Here is a 17261-nt window from a genome sequence, read left to right as displayed (position 1 = left end):
GTCCGGGGCCGGGGTTTTCGGGGTCGCGGTGTCCGGGGCCGGGGTTTTCGGGGCCGGGGTTTTCGGGGTCGCGGTGTCCGGGGCCGGGGTCGCCGGGGTGACCGGGGTACCCGGGGTGGCCGGGGTGGCCGCCACGGAGGTTGCCTGGTGGGCTTGGGGGTGGGTCATGGAGTGCTTCCTTGTGAGAGCGCCACTGCCTGTCGGAGGAAGGGGAGGGAGAGTTCGGCGAAGTGCGGGCCCGCGTGGGAGTGGCGGGGCAGTTCGACCACGGTCAGGCCCTGGTAGCCGGTGTCGGCCAGGGCGGCGAGGACCGGCGGGAAGTCGATGTCGCCGTCACCGAAGGGGAGGTGCTCGTGCACACCTCGTCGCATGTCCTCGATCTGGACGTGGCGCAGCCAGGGACCCGCGGCGCGGACGCACTCGGCGGGTGACCGGTCTTCGAGGACCTGGCAGTGACCGATGTCGAGGGTGAGGCCGAGGGCCGGGGGGCTGCCGAGGGTGGTGCGGAGGTGGTGGAAGTCGGCGAGGGTGGCGAGCAGGTGCCCCGGTTCCGGTTCGACGGCGAGGGGGACGCCGGCGGCGGTGGCCGCGTCCAGCACCGGGACGAGGGCTTCGGCGAGACGCTTCCACGCCGTGTCCTGATCCGTGCCCTCCGGTGTGACACCGCTGAAGCAGTGCACGGCGTGGGCACCCAGGTCGGCGGCGACCTGGACGGCCGTGACGAGCAGGTCGACACGTCGGGCGCGGTCGTCCGGGTCGGGGTCGAGCAGGGAGGGGCCGTGCTTGCGACGCGGGTCGAGCACATAGCGGGCCCCCGTCTCGACGGTGACCGTCAGACCGAGCACGTCCAGCCGCCGCGCGAGTCGGCGGGTACGGGCGGCGAGGTCGGGGGCGAGGGGGTCCAGGTGCATGTGGTCGAGCGTCAGCCCGAGACCGTCGTAACCGAGGTCGGCGAGGAGGGCGAGGGCGTCTTCGAGACGGAGGTCGGCAAGACCGTTGGTGCCGTAGCCGAAGCGGAGTTGGGGGGTCTGCGGGGTGTGCGGGGGTGGGGTGGGGAGGGGGTGGGCCAGGGGGGTGGGTGCGGTGCTGGAGGTGTTGGAGGCCGGCCCGGTGTCGCAGGCGTTCGGGGTGGGCGCGCTGCCGGTGGTGCTGGGGGCGGGCGCCCTGCCGGAGGGGTGGGAGGCGGGCGCAGTGCCGGTCGTGCTGGAGGTGGGTTCGGGCTGTGGGGCTGGGGCGGGCATGTCGGTGCCGTGGTGGGGGGCGGGGAGGGCGCCGGTCATGTGACGCTCACCTTTCTCGCGAAGCGGGCTGCCAGTGGGGCGAGGGTGGTGGTGAGGAGGGCGGTGAGCGTCGCTGCCTTCGTGCCCGAGCGGGCGGTGAGGGCGGCCTGGAGGGGGATCGTGGCGCGGATGCCGCCGGTGACGGCGCGTTGGGTGAGTGGGGGTGACGGGTTGAGGGCGGCGTGGAAGTAGGGGCGGGCGGCGGTGACCGCGTAGGTCGTGGCGAGGGCGATGCGCAGAGCGGCGGACGGGGCCGGGAGCGTGAGGCCGAAGCCGCGCTGCGAGGTGTGGTCGCCGGTGGGCGGGCAGGGACCTGGCGAGCGGGACAAAGCCGCAGCGATCCCCCGTATGGCCGAGAGCCCTCCGGTGTGGCTTGGGCTTTCGTCGAGCTGGTCCGTCGGGAGGGGGCGCCCGCGGGCCACGAGCCGGGTCAGTGCGGCTGTCGCGGCCAGCGCCGTCAACGGGGCCAGGGGTGCTCCGCCCTGGGCCTCCCTGCGGGACACGGTCGTGAGCGCGAGGGTGTGGGCGCCGAGGAGTGCGGCGGAGGGGAGGGCGTGTCGGATGCCGTGGAAGGCGGTCGGCGTGCGTCCCGCTCTCAGGGCCGCCCGCACCTCGTCGGCGACAGCTGCGGCCGAAGAGCCGACCACGCCGACCTGCCGGCCGGTGCCGACGACTCCAGTCACCCGACTGCCGTCAACGCCTCCGACCGTCCGCCCCACGTCGCCGACGCCGACCGCCCGACTCAGACCGCCCACTCCGACTACCCGGCTCAGGCCGCCGCCCCCACCGACCACCCGACGCACACGGCCAGCACCCCCCACCCGACGCACGTCGTCGGCGCCGGCGTCCACCACCCGCCCGGCACCACCGCCGCCCCTCCTGCGCGCCGTTGCCCCTCCCCCGGCTGTCGCCGTCGCCCCCAACAACAGATCCAGGCCCCTTGCCGTCGCCATCGCGACCGGGCCCAGCGGGGTGTTCTTCAAGGCGAGGTCGTACGCCCACACGGTGGCCGCCAGGGGTGCCGCGACGGTGAGGGCGGGGCGGCCCGCGCAGGCCGCGAAGGAGAGGCCCGCGCCGGTCAGGACGCAGGCCGCGCCGAGGGCTGCCGCGGGGTGGATGCGGCCGGACGGGAGGGGACGGTGAGGGCGTTCCACGGCGTCCACCTCGCGGTCGGCCCAGTCGTTGAGGGCCATGCCGGCCTCGTACAGGCAGAGGGAGGAGGCGATGGCGAGGAAGGTACGGGGGGTGGGGCGGGCGGAGGCCGCGGCCGCACCGGCGAGGGCGTCGCCGGGCACCGTGAACAGGGCTGGGAGGCGCAGGAGTTCGGCCCATGCCCGGGCTCGGTCAGCGCGGTCGGCGCGATCAGTGCTGTCCCTGCGGGCCCGGCTCTGCGGCACTGGGCTGTGTGAAGTCACCTGCGACGGAGGTGCGGTGGGCTTCGGCGACGACGTTCCCGAGCCGCCGCCTTCGGACGAGCCGTGCGACGCCGTTGCCCCCCGCGCCTTCACCGCTGCTCCCCGGAGCGACCAGCAGCGTCACGCCCCCGCAGGCGCTCCGCGAACCCCACGAGCGCCGCGTACTGCTCCCCCGGTGACGACGGCCCCTCCCCCACCGGATCCTTGAAGTAGAAGCCCAGCTCGCTCAGCGGCCCCGACAGGCCCGCCTCGTGGGCGCGGGCGACCAGCCGGGCCAGGTCCAGGACGAGCGGCGCGGCGAGGGCCGAGTCGCAGCCCTGCCAAGTCGTCTGGAGGATCATCCGCGTGCCGAGGAACCCGTCGAAGGCGATGTGGTCCCAGGCGGTCTTCCAGTCACCGAGCACCGGGACGTCGTCGATGTGGACCTCGCCCTGCGGTGTGTGCCCGAGGGAGTCGGCCAGGACGCGTTCCTTGCCGGCGTTCTTCGCCGCGGCCGCGCCCGGATCGGCCAGGGCCGCCCCGTCACCGCCGCCCAGCAGGTTGGTGCCCGACCAGGCGCGGACCTCCAGAGCGCGTTGGGTGAACATCGGGCCGAGGACGGAGCGGAGCAGGGTCTGGCCGGTCTTGCCGTCACGGCCCGCGTGAGGGAGACCGACGGACTCGGCCTGCCCGGCGAGGGCGGGGTGGTGCAGGCCTGTCGAGGGGGTGAAGTTCACGTACGGGCAGCCCGCGCGCAGGGCCGCCGCGGCGTACAGGCTGCTCGGGGGCAGCGCGTCGCCGGTCGGGGCGGGCTCGGTGGAGGCCACGTTCACGACCACCGCGCGGCTCAGCCGTCGCCGTCGTACGAAGGACTGGATGTCCGCTGCGAACGCGGTGATGAGGTCCTCCTCGGTGCGGGTGTCGCCGGGAAGGGGACCGCCGGGTCTGATCTCCCGTTCGGCGGCGGCGAGTTCGGCGGTCACGGCGGGCGGCAGGTCGTGGGGCAGGACTCCACCGGCCGCCAGGGCCTCCGCCCGCTTGGGCAGGGGGCAGTCCACGGTGTCGTGGCCGCCGAAGACCAAGGAGGGGAGGGTGGGCAGACCGCTGTCGGTGAAGGGGGGTGTCTCGGTGACCAGGCCGGTCGGCGGGTGCAGCCCCGCGGTGAGCGCGGCGCAGCCCGCGACGACCGTCGTGGCGACGGAACCGCGAGCCCCGATCAGCCAGACACCGACCCGCGGTACGGAAACGGACGCGGACATGGACAGCCTCCTTGTCGAACGCGTGGTACGCAGACCCCTGGGACGGTCGAGCGCGTGGTGTGCGCGGCGCCGTGGCAGGGGGTGAAGACGGCGGGCGGAGGTCCGGCGTCCCCCGCCCGCCGTCGCTCAGTCGCCCTTGGCGGGCAGTTCCCTGATCCGGATGTCGCGGAAGGACACCTGGTCGTCGGCTCCGTGGTTCTGGATGCCGACATGTCCGTCACGCAGGCTCCGCGCCGGATCGGTGTTGGTGAAGTCGTTGATCTTCACGCCGTTGAGCCAGACGCGGAGCCGTTCGCCCTCCACGCGGATCTCGTACGTGTTCCACTCCCCCGGCGGGTTCAGCGCGCGGTCGCGCTTCTTCAGGTCGGCGGAGCGGAAGCCGTAGACGGAACCGGTCGTCTTCTCCGGTACGTCGGTGGCGTCGACCTGGATCTCGTAGCCGTGGTCCACGGCGGACCAGGGGTCGTCCGAGGGCGGGAAGCCCACGAACACACCGGAGTTGTCGTCTACGGCGAGGCGCCAGTCGAGCTTCACGGAGTACGACCGGAAGCTCTGACCGGCGTACCAGAGCATCCCCATACCGCCGGACGAGGTGAGCGTGCCGTCGTCGGACAGGGTGAAGGAGCCGGGGCCCGCCTGCTTCCAGCCCTCCAACGAGGCCGCCGTGCCGTCGAAGAGGGGACGGTAGCCGTTCTCCGGTCGGCAGTCGGCCTGTGCGTCACCGATCGCATACCGGATCCCGCCCAACAGGTGTCCGCGGAAGGCCGGATCCGTGTACGACTCCTTCGTGTGGCCGAAGCCGGTGTAGAAGGCGCGGCCGCCCTGGTAGTCCTGGCACCAGGCGATCGGATGGTCGCCGTTCATGGTGCCGCCGGTGTACGAGGACTCGTCGAGGGAGGCCAGGACGTGGACTCGCTCGCGGGGGTTGGAGCGGTAGTTGTACCACTCGTCGGTCCGGTTCCACGTCGGCGGCAGCCCCGACGTGGACGGGTGAGCACGGTCCTCGGTGACCACCGTGGCGGGCTGGATCGCCGGGTGGGACTGGAAGTAGGCGCCGGCGAGGCCGCCGTAGAACGCCCAGTCGTACTCGGTGTCGGCGGCCGCGTGGATGCCGACGTAGCCGCCGCCGTGCCGGATGTAGCCCTCGAAGGCCCGCTGTCCGGCGGGGTCGAGGACGTCTCCGGTGGTGGAGAGGAACACGACCGCGTCGTACCGGCGCAGGTTGCGCGAGGTGAAGGCGTTCGCGTCCTCCGTCGCGTCGACCGTGAAGCCGTTGCTCGTGCCCAAGTCCCTTATCGCCTCGACCCCTTCGGGTATGGAGTCGTGGCGGAAGCCCGCCGTCCTGGAGAAGACCAGGACTCGTCTGTCGTCGGAGCTGTGGGACGCGGCGGGCTGCGAGACACAGCCGAGCAGCAGGGCGGTGCCCACCACAGCCGTCGTCCATCGTCCAGTTGTGTTCCCGTGCACGGATGCCTCCGGAGTGGGGCCGGTCGTACGGGTGGGTGCGGGTACGCGGGGATGTGCTGTCATCCCGGAACTGGCCGGTGGGGGCTACTCGCCGCCTCCGAAGGCGGCGTCGAAGGAGGCCGACGGCGGCTCGAAGTCGTAGCGCTTCAGGCTCTTCAGCGCCTCCGGTGCGCCCTGGAGCCGGTCCATGCCGGCGTCCTCCCACTCCACCGAGATCGGACCTTGGTAGTCGATGGAGCGCAGCATGCGGAAGACGTCCTCCCAGGGCACGTCCCCGTGGCCGGCGGAGACGAAGTCCCAGCCGCGGCGCGGATCGCCCCAGGGCAGGTGGGAGCCGAGGCGGCCGTTGCGGCCGTCCAGGCGCTTGCGGGCCTCTTTGCAGTCGACGTGGTAGATCCGCTCACGGAAGTCGTAGAGGAAGCCGACCGGGTCCAGGTCCTGCCACACGAAGTGCGAGGGGTCGAAGTTCAGCCCGAACGCCGCACGATGGTCAACGGCCTCCAGGGCGCGCTGGGTTGTCCAGTAGTCGTAGGCGATCTCGCTGGGATGGACCTCGTGCGCGAACCGCACACCCTCGGCGTCGAAGACGTCCAGGATCGGGTTCCAGCGGGCGGCGAAGTCCTCGTAGCCGCGCTCGATCATCGCCTCCGGCGCGGGCGGGAACATCGCGACCAGGTGCCAGATCGCCGAGCCGGTGAAACCGATGACGGTCTCGACACCGAAGGCGGCCGCGGCCCGCGCGGTGTCCTTGATCCGGTCCGCCGCCCGCTGCCGCACCCCCTCCGGGTCACCGTCGCCCCAGATCACGGACGGCAGGATCGCCTGGTGGCGTTCGTCGATGATGGCATCGCACACCGCCTGCCCGACCAGATGGTTGGAGATCGCCCAGCACTTCAGACCGTACTTCTCCAGCAGTTGATGCCGGGACTTCACATACGACGGGTCCGCGAGCGCCTTGTCGACCTCGAAATGATCGCCCCAGCAGGCGAGTTCAAGACCGTCGTAGCCGAACTCGGCGGCCAGGCGGCAGACCTCCTCCAACGGCAGATCGGCCCACTGACCCGTGAACAGCGTGAACTGACGCGGCATGTGTCGAAACCTCCTCAGACGGCAATCGGCGTATAGACGGAGTTCTTCTCCGCGCTCTCCTCCACCGCCGCGAGCACCCGCTGGACCTGGAGCCCGTCCGCGAACGACGGCCGCGGTTCCGTGCCGGACGCGATGGCGTGCACGAGGTCACGGGCCTGGTGGACGAAGGTGTGCTCGTAACCCAGGCCGTGGCCCGGCGGCCACCACGCCTCCAGGTAGGGGTGCTCGGGCTCGGTGACGAGGATGCGGCGGAAGCCGGCGTGCGTGCCCGGTTCGGTGCCGTCGTGGTAGGCGAGTTCGTTGAGCCGCTCCAGGTCGAAGGCCAACGAGCCCCGTTCGCCGTTGAGTTCGATGCGCAGGGAGTTCTTGCGGCCGGTGGCGTAGCGGGTGGCCTCGAAGGAGGCGAGGGCGCCGGAGGTGAAGCGGCCGGTGAAGAGGGCGGCGTCGTCGACGGTGACCTGGCCGGTGCCGGTGGCGGTTTCGGCGGCGAGGCCCTTGACGGCGCCGGCCAGCGGGCGTTCCCGTACGAAGGTCTCCGTCAGTGCGGACACTCCGGCGAGCGGCTCTCCGGCCAGGTGCTGGGCGAGGTCGATGATGTGGGCGCCCAGGTCGCCGAGCGAGCCGGAGCCGGCCTTCTCCCTGCGCAGCCGCCAGGTCAGCGGGGCCTGCGGGTCCACGAGCCAGTCCTGGAGGTACGTCACCCGCACGTGGCGCAGCGTGCCGAGCCGTCCCTCGGCCACCATGCGGCGGGCGAGTGCGGTGGCGGGCACCCGGCGGTAGTTGAAGCCGACCATCGCCAACTGGCCGCGCTCGTACGCTTCTTCGGCCGCCCGGGTCATGAGCTCGGCCTCTTCGACGGTGTTGGCGAGGGGTTTCTCGCACAGCACGTGCTTGCCCGCGGCGAGCGCGGCGACGGCGATCTCGGCGTGGCTGTCGCCGGGGGTGCAGATGTCGACGAGGTCGACGTCGTCCCGCTCGATCAGGGCCCGCCAGTCGGTCTCGGCCGCAGCCCAGCCGTGCCGGTCCGCGGCCCGGCGCACGGCGTCCGCGTCCCGGCCGCAGATCGCGGCGAGCACCGGGCGGCGGGGCAGGTCGAAGACGCGTCCGGCGGTCCGCCAGCCCTGTGAGTGGGCGGCGCCCATGAAGGCGTAGCCGACCATGCCGACCCGCAGAGGCGGCACCTCGGCCTCTTCTGACTGCTGCGGCTGTGCCATGCGCGATGTCCTCCTCGTCGTCGTGGCGCGGTGGGGGGTGCAGCCCGGTCCGTCGACGAACCGGGCTCCTGGGGCCTGTCCCGTGGACCGGACCGGCCGCGGCGCATCGCTGGCCGCCGCCGGTCCGGTCGCGAGGACCGGCCCTGGGTCGGTACGCCTCACTTGAAGCCGGTGGACATGTACTGGTCGACGTTGGTCTTGTCGACGACGGCCGAGTAGAGGGTGAGGGAGGCCGGGATCTCGAACTCGGCGAGACCGCTGACCCCCTTGGCCTGGCCGAGGGCGCGGGCGAGGTCGATCGCGGAGGCGGCCATGGTCGGCGGGTAGAGGACGGTGGCCTTGAGGACACCGTTGTCCTGCTTGATGGCCTGGAACGCGGACAGGGCGCCCGCGCCGCCGACCATGAGGAAGTCGTCGCGCCCGGCCTGGTCGATGGCGCGCAGCGCGCCCACGCCCTGGTCGTCGTCGTGGTTCCACAGCGCGTCGAAGCTGGACTGGGCCTGGAGCAGCTGGGCCATCTTGGCCTGCCCGGACTCCACGGTGAACTCGGCTGCCTGGCGGGCGACTTTGCGGATGTTGGGGTAGTTCTTCAGGGCGTCGTCGAAGCCCTGGGTGCGCTGTTTGGTGAGTTCCAGGTTGTCCAGGCCGGCCAGTTCGATGACCTTGGCGTTGGACTTGCCCTTGAGTTTCTCGCCGATGTAGTGGCCGGCGTTGAGGCCCATGCCGTAGTTGTCGCCGCCGATCCAACAGCGGTACGCCTGCGGGGTGTTGAAGATCCGGTCCAGGTTGACCACCGGTATGCCGGCGCGCATGGCCTTGAGGCCGACCTGGGTGAGGGCCTTGCCGTCGGCGGGCAGGACGACCAGGACGTCGACCTTCTTGTTGATGAGGGTCTCGATCTGGCCGATCTGCTGGGCGGTGTCGTTGGAGCCCTCGGTGATCTCCAGGGTGACGTCCGAGTACTTCTTCGCCCGGTTCTTGGCGTTGTCGTTGATCGCGTTGAGCCAGCCGTGGTCGGCCTGGGGTCCGGCGAAGCCGATGGTGACGGCCTTGCCGGGCTTGTCGTCGGCGGCCGGCTGGTCGTTCGCGGCCGGCTCGTCGTCACCGGAGTCGTTGCTGGTGCAACCTGCGAGGAGGGCACCGGCCCCGACGGCGGCGGTACCGAAGAGCAGTCCTCTGCGAGTGGGGAGCTGTGGCATGGCGGTGAACCCTTTCCTCAGGTCGTGCTTGCGGTACGGCGCTGGACCAGCACGGCGGCGACGATGATCGCGCCCTTGGCGATCTGCTGGACGTCGCTCTGCAGGTTGTTCAGGGCGAAGATGTTGGTGATCGTGGTGAAGATCAGGACCCCGAGCACGGAACCGGTGATGGTGCCGCGGCCTCCGCTGAGCAGGGTGCCTCCGATGATCGCGGCGGCGATGGCGTCGAGTTCGTAGAGGTTGCCGTTGGTGTTCTGGCCGGAGCCGGACAGGATGATCAGCAGGAAGGCCGCGATGCCGCAGCACAGCCCGGACAGCAGGTAGAGGTACAGGCGCTGGCGGCGGACGTCGATGCCGGCGAGGCGGGCCGCCTCAGCGTTGCCGCCGACCGCGACGGTGCGCCGGCCGAAGGTGGTGCGGTTCAGCACCAGCCAGCCGATGATCGTCACGACCGCGAAGACCATGACGAGCGGCGGGACGCCGAGGACATAGGCGTCGCGTTCACCGAGGTCGAGCACGGAGGGCACGGTGACGATCTGGGTGCGGCCGTCGGTGATCTGGAGGGCGAGTCCGCGCGCCGAGGCGAGCATGGCGAGGGTGGCGATGAAGGGGACCATCCCGCCGTACGCGACGAGCAGTCCGTTGACCAGGCCGCAGCCGACTCCGACGAGCACCGCGGTGAAGAGGATGCCGGTGAAGCCGTACTCCTGGGTGGCGACCGTGGTGGCCCATACCGAGGCGAGGGCGACGATCGCGCCGACGGAGAGGTCGATGCCGCCGGAGGTGATGACGAAGGTCATGCCGACGGTGACGACACCGATCACCGAGGCCTGGGTGAGGACGAGTTGGAGGTTGCGGGTGTCGAGGAACTCGTCGGGCTTGGTGATGCCGCCGATGAGGATCAGTACGGCGAGCACGCCGAGGAGGGAGAGGGTGCGGACGTCGGCGCGGGCGAACACCCCTCGCCACGCGGACGGTTGGCTCACCGAGGGCACCTTGTCGGCGCTTCCCCTGGGCGGGGACACGGGCTGCGTCATGACGCCGGGCTTCCTTCCATGACGAGGTCGAGTACGCGGTGTTCGTCGAGCTCGCGGGCGGGCGCGGTGTGCACGACACGGCCCTCGCGGAGCACCAGGACGCGGTCGGCGAGGCCGAGCACCTCGGGGACCTCGCTGGAGACCAGCAGCACGGCGAGCCCTTCGTCGGCGAGGCGCCGGACGACCGCGTACAGCTCGGCGCGGGCGCCGACGTCGACGCCCCGGGTGGGCTCGTCGAGGAGCAGGACCCGGCAGCCGCGCAGCAGCCAGCGGGCCAGGACGGCCTTCTGCTGGTTGCCGCCGGACAGGGTGCGGATCGGTACGGCGGGGTTGTCGGGGCGCAGCGACAGTTCACGGGTCGCCGCCCGGGCCGCGCCGAGTTCGGCACCCCGGTCGATCCAACCACCGCGCGAGAAGCGGGACATGGAGGAGACGGAGACATTGCGGGTCACCGACTCCAGCATCAGCAGGGCCTGCGCCTTGCGTTCCTCGGGGGCGAGCCCGATCCCGGCACGGACGGCGGCGCGGACGCTGCCGGGCTTCAACGCCTTTCCGTCCACCACGACTTGACCGGCGGTGGCCTTCCGGGCGCCGTAGATCGTCTCCAGGATCTCGGAGCGTCCCGAGCCGACGAGTCCGGCGAGGCCGACGATCTCTCCCGGGTGGACGGCGAGATCCAGCGCGTCGAACTCGCCGTCGCGGGCCAGCCCTCGGACCTCCAGAACCGCCGGACCACCGGGTGCCGCGACAGGCCGCTCCGGAAAGACGTACTCGACGTTGCGCCCGGTCATCAGCGACACGACCTCACGCGTCGGCGTCGACTTCGCGGGCAGCCCGACCGCCACGGCCCGCCCGTCCTTGAGGACGGTGACCCGGTCGCCGATCCGCCGGATCTCCTCCAGGCGGTGGGAGATGTAGACGACGGCCACCCCCTCGGCGGTGAGGTCGCCGACGATCCGGAACAGGTTGTCGACCTCGTCCGGGTCGAGGGCGGCGGACGGCTCGTCCATCACGATCAGCCGTACGTCGTGGGAGAGGGCCCGCGCCATGGACACGATCTGCTGCTGCGCCGCCGACAACTCCCCCACCAGGCGCGCCGGATCGATCTCCGCGTGACCGAGGCGCTTCAGCAGCTGGGCGGTTGCGGCCTTCGCCTGCTTTCCCCGTACGACGAACCCGGCGGCCGTGGGTTCATGGCCGAGGTGGACGTTCTCGGCCACGGACAGGTGCTCCACCAGGTCGAGTTCCTGGTAGATGGTGGCGATGCCGAGGCGCATGGCGGCGATCGGCGAGCGGAGGGTGACCTCCTCGCCGCGCCAGCGGATGGTGCCGGTGTCGGGCTGGTGGGCGCCGGCCAGCACCTTGATCAGGGTGGACTTGCCGGCCCCGTTCTGACCGAGCAGACAGTGCACTTCACCGGCCTGGACGTCGAGGTCGACGCCGTCGAGGGCCCGGACTCCGGGGAACGACTTGGTGATGCCGGACATGCTGAGCAGCGGTGGTTCTGGTGCCATGAGGTCCCCTTGGCGGGCGTGCGGGCCGGTTTCAGGGCAGGGCGAAGCAGGGCGCTGTGCGGGTGAGCCGTGGTGGAGGCGAGTGCTTACGGAGGTGAGCCGTGGAAGAGACGGGTCTTGGTGAGCCGGGTCTTGCGGAGGTGAACCGTGGACGAGGCGAGCGCTTACGCGGGTGAGAAGAGGTGGTCGCTGATGAGCCGGGCCGCGCCGATGACTCCGGCGGTGGGTCCCAACTCCCCCAGCACGATGGGCAGGTTGCCGGTCGCCAGCGGCAGCGACTGGCGGTAGACCTGGGTGCGGATCGCGGCGAGGAGGGTGTGGCCGAGGCCGGTCACCCCGCCGCCGATCACCACCAGGCCCGGGTTGAAGAAGGAGACGAGTCCGGCGATGACCTGGCCGGTCCGGTTGCCGCCCTCGCGGATCAGGTCGAGGGCGGTGGCGTCACCGGCGGCAGCGGCGACGGCGACGTCGGCGGCCGTCAGAGCGCCGTTCGCGTCGAGCCGGGCGGCGAGTTCCTCCGACCGGCCCTGCTCGACCGCCTCCACGGCGTCCCGGGCGAGGGCCGCGCCGCTGAAGTGGGCTTCCAGGCAGCCCCGGTTGCCGCAGGCGCACGGGCGGCCGTCGGGCACGGCCTGGATGTGCCCGATGTCGCCCGCGCTGCCCGTCACCCCGCGGTGGACCTCACCGCCGGCGACGATGCCGCAGCCGATACCGGTGCCGATCTTGACGCAGAGGAAGTCGCCCACGGAGCGTGCGACACCCGCGTGCATCTCCCCCATCGCCATCAGGTTCACATCGTTGTCGACCATGACCGGACAGCCGAGTTCCTGACTGAGCGCCTCCCGTACGGGAAAGCCGTCCCAGCCGGGCATGATCGGCGGAGCGACCGGTACGCCCTCGGGGAAGCGGACCGGTCCCGGCACGCCGATGCCGGCGCCGTCGAAACCCTCCGCGAGCCCCGAGGCCCTCAACTTCGCCGCCATGGACAGCACTTGCTCGAAGACCGCGACCGGGCCCTCGCGGACGTCCATCGGCTGGTTGAGGTGGCCCAGGATCTCCAGTTCGGCGTTGGTGACGGCGACGTCGACCGAGGTCGCGCCGATGTCGACGCCGAGGAACCGCAGGGCGGGGGCGAGCCGGATGTTGTGGGAGCGGCGGCCACCGCGGGAGGCGGCGAGTCCGTCGGCCACGATCAGGCCCGTCTCCAGCAGCCGGTCCACCTCCACGGCCAGCTTGGACCGTGACAGGTCGATCTGGTCGCCCAGCTGGGCGCGGGAGTTGGGACCTCCGTCGCGCAGCAGCTTGAGCAGCTTGGCCTGATGGGCGTTCGCAGGTCGAGCCGTCATACGTCTCACGAGCCCCTCCCCGCCTCATTCGGCCACCGTTGGCTTGCTTTCGAGGGGAACGTAGCAGTGGCTGCCCAACCTGGGAAGAAGCTGTGCACAGATTGATGCCGACTTTCCCCACTCACAGGACAAAGACGCCTCGCCCACTGGCGCCCCGACGCCCGCCCCCGCAGGATGGGCCACGGACGCCCACACCCGACAAAGAGGGGCCCGGCGAAGGGGGAGCACATGTTTCTGGTGACGGGCGCGACGGGGAACGTGGGGACCGAGCTGGTGCGCGCGCTGTCCGGGTCCGGCGAGCGGGTGCGGGCGGTCAGCCGTTCCGGACGGATCGAGGGGTTACCGGCGGGCGTGGCGGCCGTAGCGGGAGATCTCGACCGGCCGGAGTCCTTGCGGGCCGCGCTCGACGGCGTGAAGGGGCTGTTCCTGATGCCCGGCTACGGCGGGCAGCGGCAGGTCCTGGCGGACGCGCGGGACGCGGGGGTGGAGCGGGTGGTCCTGCTGTCGGGACGGTCCGCGGGCACGGGTGACCGGGACAACGCGGTCGCCGGCTATCTGATCGACGCGGAGGACGCGGTACGCGCGTCGGGGCTGCGCTGGACGTCGCTGCGCTGCACGAGTTTCATGTCCAACGCGTTCCGGCTGGCGGACCAGATCGCCAAGGGCGACACCGTCCGGGTGCCCTTCCCCGACGTGTACACCACCGACATCGACCCCTACGACATCGCCCAGGTGGCCCTGCGCGCACTGCTGTCGGACGACTGGGCGGACCGCGTGCTCGAACTCACCGGCCCCGAGGCGCTGTTGCCCGGCGACCGGGTCCGGATCCTCGGTGCGGCACTGGGCCGGGACCTGCGCGCCGTGGGGCTGACGCCCGAGGAGACCCGCACGGAACTGGAGGCGTCCGGCATGCCGAAGCCGTACGTCGACGCCTTCTTCAGCTTCTTCGTCGACGGCACTCTGGACGAGTCGGTGGTGCTGCCCACGGTGGAGCAGGTCACCGGTCGACCGCCGCGCACGTTCAGCCAGTGGGCGCAGGCCCACGCCGACGCGTTCTAGGCGCTACGACCGCTGACGCGCGTGATACGACGTCCGTGTGTGCTCGGTGTGCTCCCGCATCAGCTCTGTCGCGCGGCGCTGGTCCCGGTCGGCGATCGCGGCGATCAGCGCGCGGTGCTCGATCCAGGACTGCCGGCCACGCTGCCGGGCGATCGGCGTGTAGTACCACCGCACCCGCCGATCCACCTGCCCCGCCAACTCGGCAAGGACCGCGTTGCCCGCCAACTCCATGACCTTCGCGTGGAAGCGGGCGTTCAGGGCGACCGCGGCATCCACGTCATCCGCGGCCACAGCCTCCTCGCCCTCCGCGCACAGCGCTTCCAGGGCGGCGATCCCGGCACTGCCCGCGTTCGCGGCAGCCAGCCGGGCCGCCTCCGCCTCCAACAAGGTGCGGACCGTCAGGAGTTGGTCCGCCTCCTCGTCCGTCGGCTCATGCACGAACGCACCCTGGGCGGGCCGTAGATCCACCCACCCCTCGGTGTTCAGCCGCTGCAACGCCTCCCGCACCGGCTGCCGCGACACCCCCAGATGACCGGCCAGCTCACTCTCCACCAGATGCTGACCCGGCTGAAGCGCACGCGTGGTGATCAGCTCCAGCAACGCCTCGTACACGCGATCCCGCAACGGACCGGGGCGTTCGAGTTTCGGCACGGATCCCTGCGGCAGTCCTGTCGACAGCATCGCGGTCCCCCTCCTCGACAGGCGGACTTGTCCATTGCGTTTTGTCTACAGTCTACGGCGTTGCGACGACAGGTAAACCGTGCGTCGGACTCCCCAGGGCTCCCCAGGACCCCTCACATCCCGTGGGTCATGGGCAGCGGACGACCTGACCCGCGTACGACAGGTTGCCGCCGAAGCCGAAGAGCAGGACCGGGTCCCCGGTGGAGATCTCGCCCTGCTCGACCAGCTTGGAGAAGGCCATCGGGATGCTCGCCGCCGAGGTGTTGCCGGACTCCGTCACATCGCGGGCGACCACCGCGTTGACGGCGCCGATCTTCTCCGAGAGGGGTTCGATGATCCGCAGGTTGGCCTGGTGCAGGACCACCGCGGCCAGGTCGGCGGGGGTGAGCCCCGCCCGCTCACAGGCCTGCCGGGCCAGCGCCGGGAGCTTGGTGGTCGCCCAGCGGTAGACGCTCTGCCCCTCCTGCGCGAACCGTGCCGGCTCGCCCTCGATCCGCACGGCGTGCCCCATCTCCGGCACCGACCCCCACAGCACCGGCGAGATACCGGGGACGTCGGCCCCCTCGACGACCGCCGCGCCCGCCCCGTCGCCGACGAGCACACACGTGGTGCGGTCGCTCCAGTCGGTCACCGCGGACATCTTGTCGGCGCCGATGACCAGCGCCCGGGTCGCCGCACCGGCCCGGACCGTGTGGTCGGCGGTGGCCAGCGCATGGGTGAAACCGGCGCACACCACGTTGACGTCCATGGCGGCGGGCGAAGGGATGCCGAGCCGGGACGCGACCCGGGCGGCCATGTTCGGGGAGCGGTCCACGGCCGTCGAGGTGGCGACCAGGACCAGGTCGATGTCGGCGGGCGCCAGCCCGGCCGCGGCCAACGCCTTCGCGGCGGCGTGCGCGGCGAGCTCGTCGACCGGCTCGTCGGGACCGGCGATGTGGCGGGTACGGATGCCCACCCGGGACCTGATCCACTCGTCGCTGGTGTCGACCAGAGCCGCCAGGTCCTCGTTGGTGAGCACCTTGGCGGGCTGGTAGTGGCCGACTGCGGCGATCCGCGAGCCGTTCATGGGGGTCCCCCTCGTTGCCTTGGGTAGCGGGATCCACCAGTCTGATCAGTGACTCACGGGTACGCGGGCACGTAAGGCCACAGGAATCGGGCGCCCGAGTTGTCGGCTTCCCTCACACCCTCGGACGCCCGAACACCTGCCGAACAGTTACCCGGTGAACAGCTGGGTCGCCTTCTGGACGAGCTCGTAGAGCCCGTAGGCGAGCGGCGCGCCCACCCAGACCCAGGCGAGGGCGATCAGCGGGCGCCGGTCAGGCGGACTCTGGCTGCTGTCGGGCTGTGACATCGGCGGCCTCCCTCGGGGCGGGGATGTGGTGGCGGGCGTTGACGGGCCTGACCAGTTCGTTGGCGACGAAGCCGACGACGAGCAGCCCGATCATGATCATGAAGGAGAGGCCGTAGAGGGCGGACCCGCTCTTGCCGGCGTCCTCCTGCCGGTCGGCGATCCAGTTCACGATCAGCGGCCCGAGGACACCGGCCGTCGACCAGGCGGTGAGCAGCCGGCCGTGGATGGCGCCGACCTGGTAGGTGCCGAAGAGGTCCTTCAGGTACGCCGGTACGGTCGCGAAGCCGCCGCCGTAGAACGACAGGATCACGAGCGCGCACAGGACGAACAGCGGCTTGGAGGAGTCGCCGAACAGCGCGATGAGCCCGTACATCACCGCGCCGACGCCCAGGTAGACGCGGTAGATGTTCTTGCGTCCGATCAGGTCGGAGGTGGAGGACCAGCCGATCCGGCCCGCCATGTTGGCCGCCGAGAGCAGCGCGACGAAGCCGGCCGCGGCCGACACCGAGACCGGGGTCGAGGTGTCCTTGAAGAAGTCCGTGATCATCGGGGCGGCCTTCTCCAGGATGCCGATGCCCGCGGTCACGTTCATGCAGAGCACGACCCACAGACACCAGAACTGGGGCGTGCGCACGGCGTTGCGCGCCGAGACCTGCGGCCCCTCGAAGGCGCTCGGCGCACTCTCGACCGGCTTCTCGCTGCGCGGCACGCGCACCAGCAGGACGCCGAGGAGCATGAAGACGGCGTACGACAGCCCGTGCACGAGGAACGCGAGGGCGATCCCGGAGCTGTCGGAGCCGAAGGACTCCAGCATCTGCGCCGACCAGGGCGAGGCGATGAGCGCGCCGCCGCCGAAGCCCATGATGGCGATGCCGGTGGCCATGCCGGGCCGGTCGGGGAACCACTTGATCAGGGTGGAGACCGGGGAGATGTAGCCGATGCCGAGGCCTATGCCGCCGACGAAGCCGTAGCCGAGGACGATCAGCCAGTACTGCTCGGTGGCCGCGCCCAGCGCGGACAGCAGGAAGCCGGAGGAGAAGCAGATCAGCGCCACGGTCATCGCCCAGCGGGGCCCGTTGCGCTCGACCAGGGTGCCGCCGAACGCGGCGGACAGGCCGAGCATCACGATGCCGAGCTGGAAGGGCAGTGCGCTCTGCGTGCCGCTGAGGCCGAGCGCGGACTCGAGCGGCGGCTTGAACACGGACCAGGCGTAGGCCTGGCCGATGGAGAGATGGACCGAGAGAGCGGCCGGGGGGACGAGCCAGCGGCTCCAGCCCGGGGGCGCGACAGGGGGACTCATGATCCCGAACGGTAGGAACTGACAAGGAAGTTGAAAAGGCGGCGCGTCGACCGTATGCGATGAGCGGTATC

15 protein-coding genes are annotated in these 17261 nt (G+C 71.4%); 1 reads left to right on the top strand and 14 read right to left on the bottom strand.

All coding sequences use genetic code 11. The features are described from left to right. Positions 1–164: 164 nt before the first annotated feature. The 10 genes from AC2XR2_RS36365 to AC2XR2_RS36320 form a co-directional block, all read right to left on the bottom strand. Positions 165–1280: a sugar phosphate isomerase/epimerase family protein gene (locus tag AC2XR2_RS36365; RefSeq protein ID WP_491517378.1), complete on the bottom strand. Its 1116-nt coding sequence runs from the start codon at positions 1278–1280 to the stop codon at positions 165–167. Beyond that, positions 1277–2575 (bottom strand): UbiA family prenyltransferase, encoded by a 1299-nt coding sequence (locus AC2XR2_RS36360; protein WP_491517377.1) that lies wholly within the window; start codon positions 2573–2575, stop codon positions 1277–1279. Before AC2XR2_RS36360 ends, AC2XR2_RS36365 begins: the two co-directional genes overlap by 4 nt. Positions 2576–2784: 209 nt before the next feature. Further along, the gene (locus tag AC2XR2_RS36355; RefSeq protein ID WP_491517376.1) at positions 2785–3933 is read right to left on the bottom strand and encodes an inositol-3-phosphate synthase; all 1149 of its coding nucleotides are present in this window, start codon (positions 3931–3933) and stop codon (positions 2785–2787) included. 126 nt (positions 3934–4059) lie between these two features. Beyond that, positions 4060–5361, bottom strand: coding sequence for a ThuA domain-containing protein (locus AC2XR2_RS36350; protein WP_491518563.1), 1302 nt, complete (start codon positions 5359–5361; stop codon positions 4060–4062). A gap of 123 nt (positions 5362–5484) precedes the next feature. After that, on the bottom strand, positions 5485–6489 hold the full coding sequence (locus AC2XR2_RS36345; protein ID WP_491517375.1) for a sugar phosphate isomerase/epimerase family protein: 1005 nt from the start codon (positions 6487–6489) through the stop codon (positions 5485–5487). Positions 6490–6503: 14 nt separating this feature from the next. Continuing rightward, positions 6504–7703: a Gfo/Idh/MocA family protein gene (locus AC2XR2_RS36340; RefSeq protein WP_381304407.1), complete on the bottom strand. Its 1200-nt coding sequence runs from the start codon at positions 7701–7703 to the stop codon at positions 6504–6506. Between the two features lie 158 nt (positions 7704–7861). Beyond that, positions 7862–8902 (bottom strand): substrate-binding domain-containing protein, encoded by a 1041-nt coding sequence (locus AC2XR2_RS36335; protein ID WP_123764120.1) that lies wholly within the window; start codon positions 8900–8902, stop codon positions 7862–7864. A gap of 17 nt (positions 8903–8919) precedes the next feature. Then, positions 8920–9939, bottom strand: coding sequence for an ABC transporter permease (locus tag AC2XR2_RS36330; protein ID WP_381304404.1), 1020 nt, complete (start codon positions 9937–9939; stop codon positions 8920–8922). Further along, positions 9936–11453, bottom strand: a complete 1518-nt coding sequence (locus AC2XR2_RS36325) for a sugar ABC transporter ATP-binding protein (RefSeq protein WP_449349202.1) — start codon at positions 11451–11453, stop codon at positions 9936–9938. The genes AC2XR2_RS36330 and AC2XR2_RS36325 overlap by 4 nt, the downstream gene beginning before the upstream one ends. Positions 11454–11617: 164 nt before the next feature. After that, a complete protein-coding gene (locus AC2XR2_RS36320; protein WP_330263407.1) occupies positions 11618–12799 on the bottom strand; it encodes an ROK family transcriptional regulator in 1182 nt (393 codons plus the stop codon). A 228-nt stretch (positions 12800–13027) separates the two neighbouring features. Between AC2XR2_RS36320 and AC2XR2_RS36315 the strand changes: the two genes are divergently transcribed. Further along, positions 13028–13858, top strand: coding sequence for an NAD(P)H-binding protein (locus AC2XR2_RS36315; protein ID WP_491517374.1), 831 nt, complete (start codon positions 13028–13030; stop codon positions 13856–13858). 3 nt (positions 13859–13861) lie between these two features. On the opposite strand, the gene AC2XR2_RS36310 is transcribed toward AC2XR2_RS36315, so the two are convergent. The 4 genes from AC2XR2_RS36310 to AC2XR2_RS36295 form a co-directional block, all read right to left on the bottom strand. Further along, on the bottom strand, positions 13862–14539 hold the full coding sequence (locus tag AC2XR2_RS36310; protein ID WP_330263409.1) for a GntR family transcriptional regulator: 678 nt from the start codon (positions 14537–14539) through the stop codon (positions 13862–13864). Positions 14540–14666: 127 nt separating this feature from the next. Continuing rightward, on the bottom strand, positions 14667–15605 hold the full coding sequence (locus AC2XR2_RS36305; RefSeq protein ID WP_491517373.1) for a beta-ketoacyl-ACP synthase III: 939 nt from the start codon (positions 15603–15605) through the stop codon (positions 14667–14669). A 147-nt stretch (positions 15606–15752) separates the two neighbouring features. Continuing rightward, positions 15753–15890 carry an MFS transporter small subunit gene (locus AC2XR2_RS36300; protein WP_330263411.1) on the bottom strand — a complete coding sequence of 46 codons (138 nt, stop codon included), beginning with the start codon at positions 15888–15890 and terminating at the stop codon, positions 15753–15755. Next, positions 15856–17190 carry an OFA family MFS transporter gene (locus AC2XR2_RS36295; protein ID WP_449349204.1) on the bottom strand — a complete coding sequence of 445 codons (1335 nt, stop codon included), beginning with the start codon at positions 17188–17190 and terminating at the stop codon, positions 15856–15858. The genes AC2XR2_RS36300 and AC2XR2_RS36295 overlap by 35 nt, the downstream gene beginning before the upstream one ends. Positions 17191–17261 lie beyond the last annotated feature (71 nt).

The organism is Streptomyces sp. LS-MS-L19 (genome assembly GCF_058382285.1).
The sequence above is the reverse complement of the archived record's forward strand: the minus strand, read 5'-3'. Positions and strand labels throughout refer to the sequence as shown.

Coding starts and splice junctions, on each gene's coding strand:
- AC2XR2_RS36365 (WP_491517378.1), bottom strand. CDS start 1,280: ATGACCGGCGCCCTCCCCGCCCCCCACCACGGCACCGACATGCCCGCC.
- AC2XR2_RS36355 (WP_491517376.1), bottom strand. CDS start 3,933: ATGTCCGCGTCCGTTTCCGTACCGCGGGTCGGTGTCTGGCTGATCGGG.
- AC2XR2_RS36345 (WP_491517375.1), bottom strand. CDS start 6,489: ATGCCGCGTCAGTTCACGCTGTTCACGGGTCAGTGGGCCGATCTGCCG.
- AC2XR2_RS36340 (WP_381304407.1), bottom strand. CDS start 7,703: ATGGCACAGCCGCAGCAGTCAGAAGAGGCCGAGGTGCCGCCTCTGCGG.
- AC2XR2_RS36335 (WP_123764120.1), bottom strand. CDS start 8,902: ATGCCACAGCTCCCCACTCGCAGAGGACTGCTCTTCGGTACCGCCGCC.
- AC2XR2_RS36330 (WP_381304404.1), bottom strand. CDS start 9,939: ATGACGCAGCCCGTGTCCCCGCCCAGGGGAAGCGCCGACAAGGTGCCC.
- AC2XR2_RS36325 (WP_449349202.1), bottom strand. CDS start 11,453: ATGGCACCAGAACCACCGCTGCTCAGCATGTCCGGCATCACCAAGTCG.
- AC2XR2_RS36320 (WP_330263407.1), bottom strand. CDS start 12,799: ATGACGGCTCGACCTGCGAACGCCCATCAGGCCAAGCTGCTCAAGCTG.
- AC2XR2_RS36315 (WP_491517374.1), top strand. CDS start 13,028: ATGTTTCTGGTGACGGGCGCGACGGGGAACGTGGGGACCGAGCTGGTG.
- AC2XR2_RS36310 (WP_330263409.1), bottom strand. CDS start 14,539: ATGCTGTCGACAGGACTGCCGCAGGGATCCGTGCCGAAACTCGAACGC.
- AC2XR2_RS36305 (WP_491517373.1), bottom strand. CDS start 15,605: ATGAACGGCTCGCGGATCGCCGCAGTCGGCCACTACCAGCCCGCCAAG.
- AC2XR2_RS36300 (WP_330263411.1), bottom strand. CDS start 15,890: ATGTCACAGCCCGACAGCAGCCAGAGTCCGCCTGACCGGCGCCCGCTG.
- AC2XR2_RS36295 (WP_449349204.1), bottom strand. CDS start 17,190: ATGAGTCCCCCTGTCGCGCCCCCGGGCTGGAGCCGCTGGCTCGTCCCC.